This window comes from Acidiphilium sp. (assembly GCF_049977125.1).
In the GTDB taxonomy this organism is placed as follows: Bacteria; Pseudomonadota; Alphaproteobacteria; order Acetobacterales; family Acetobacteraceae; genus Acidiphilium.
The window spans coordinates 1-1,831 of sequence record NZ_JBMFGY010000070.1 but is presented as its reverse complement, the minus strand read 5'-3'; the positions used below and the strand labels follow the sequence as shown (position 1 = coordinate 1,831).

At 65.6% G+C, this 1,831-nt stretch carries 3 protein-coding genes; 1 reads left to right on the top strand and 2 read right to left on the bottom strand.

All coding sequences use genetic code 11. The features are described from left to right. Both ACP5E6_RS11460 and dusB read right to left on the bottom strand, forming a co-directional pair. On the bottom strand, positions 1-245 hold a 245-nt coding region (locus tag ACP5E6_RS11460; RefSeq protein WP_427954374.1), incomplete at its 3' end, for a PAS domain-containing protein. A 19-nt stretch (positions 246-264) separates the two neighbouring features. After that, positions 265-1,326, bottom strand: coding sequence for a tRNA dihydrouridine synthase DusB (gene dusB, locus ACP5E6_RS11455; protein ID WP_427954373.1), 1,062 nt, complete (start codon positions 1,324-1,326; stop codon positions 265-267). An 86-nt stretch (positions 1,327-1,412) separates the two neighbouring features. Here dusB and ispF point away from each other — a divergent pair. Next, positions 1,413-1,831: 2-C-methyl-D-erythritol 2,4-cyclodiphosphate synthase (gene ispF, locus ACP5E6_RS11450; protein WP_427954372.1), on the top strand; the 419-nt coding region annotated here is incomplete at its 3' end.

Sequence of the window (1,831 nt, the reverse complement as noted above, 5' to 3'; positions counted from 1 at the left end):
TCCAGCAGCATGAAAATCGGATGATCCGCCGGCAGAATCTCATGCAACGGCTTGCCATACAAAAACGCCGAGGACGACCCGAACAACTCCTCCGCCGCATAATTCACAAATAAAAACCGATCATCCGCATCCAACTCGACCACCGCCAGCGGCAACGCCGCCAGCAACCGCGCCGTCTCGACCGGTGCCTCCGCCCGCCGCAGCGCCGCCGCCCGCCGCCGAAACGCGCCCCGCAGCCCGCTCATCCGACCACCCTGAACCGGCTCACGCGGCGTCCCGGAACTCATCGGCGATCGCCGCCGCCCGCTCATAAAACCGCGCCACCAAATCCTCCACCGCCGCCACCTCATCCAGCCGCATCACCGCAGCCCGAAACTCCGCCGCCCCATACAACCCGCGCGAATACCAACCGAGATGCTTGCGCGCCGCCCGCATCCCCGCCACCTCGCCATAATGCGCCCGCATCGCCCGATAATGCGCAATCAACACATCCCGCTGCGCCTCCAACCCCGGATCAGCCACACGCCGCCCACTCATCAAATAAGCCGACACCTGGGCCAGAAACCACGGCCGCCCATACGCCCCGCGCCCCACCATCACCCCATCCGCACCCGACCGCGCCAACGCCTCGGCCGCACCCTCCACCGTCGTGATATCCCCGTTCGCAATCACCGGAATCGACACCGCATCCTTCACCGATGCAATGAAATCCCAATCCGCCACACCCTCGTAAAACTGCTGGCGCGTCCGCCCATGCACACTCACCAGCGCAATGCCCACATCCTGCGCAATCCGTGCCAGCGCCGGCGCATTCAAACTCGCCCGGTCCCACCCCATCCGCATCTTCAACGTCACCGGCACGTCCACCGCCCGCGCCGTCGCCTCCAAAATCCGCGCCGCCCGCACCTCGTCACGCATCAGCGCCGACCCGGCCATCTGCCCGACCGCCACCTTCTTCACCGGACAGCCGAAATTGATATCCACAATGTCCGCACCGCCCGCCACCGCAATCCGCGCCGCCTCCGCCATCGCCGCCGGATCACACCCCGCCAACTGCACCGAATTCGGCCCCGTCCCACCATCGACGGCCGCCATCCGCAACGTCGCCGCATTCTCATGCAGCATCGCCCACGACGCGATCATCTCCGAAACCACCAGCCCCGCCCCCATCGACTTCACCAGGCGCCGGAACGGCAGATCACTCACGCCGGACATCGGTGCCAAAATAACCGGCACATCGATCACCACATCACGCGCCGAACACCCATGCCCCGCCCGCAGCGTGATCGGCCTGAGTTTCGGTGTCATCCCCACATCAATGCTCATGATTTAATCACTACGCCGCCCATCCTTGACGCGCAATCGCCCAATCGCCAAACCCCGCCCAAACAAGCCTCACCGGAGACCCCAGCATGAACCTCAAATCCCTCATCGCCGCCGGCGCCATCCCCCGCATCGGCACCGGGTTCGACGTTCACGCCCTCACCGAAGGCCGCAAACTCATCCTCTGCAACATCGAAATCCCCCACACCCACGGCCTCAGCGGTCACTCGGACGCCGACGTCGCCCTCCACGCCCTCTGCGACGCCATCTACGGCGCCCTCGCCGAAGGCGACATCGGCCGCCACTTCCCCCCCAGCGAAGCCACCTGGAAAAACGCCGACAGCGCCCACTTCCTCCGCCACGCCGCCCAACTCGTAGCCTCCAAAGGCGGCGCCATCGCCAACGCCGACATCACCATCATCTGCGAACACCCCAAAATAACCCCCCACGCCCTCCCCATGCGCACCCGCCTCGCCGAACTCCTCGAAATCCCCATCACCCGCATCTC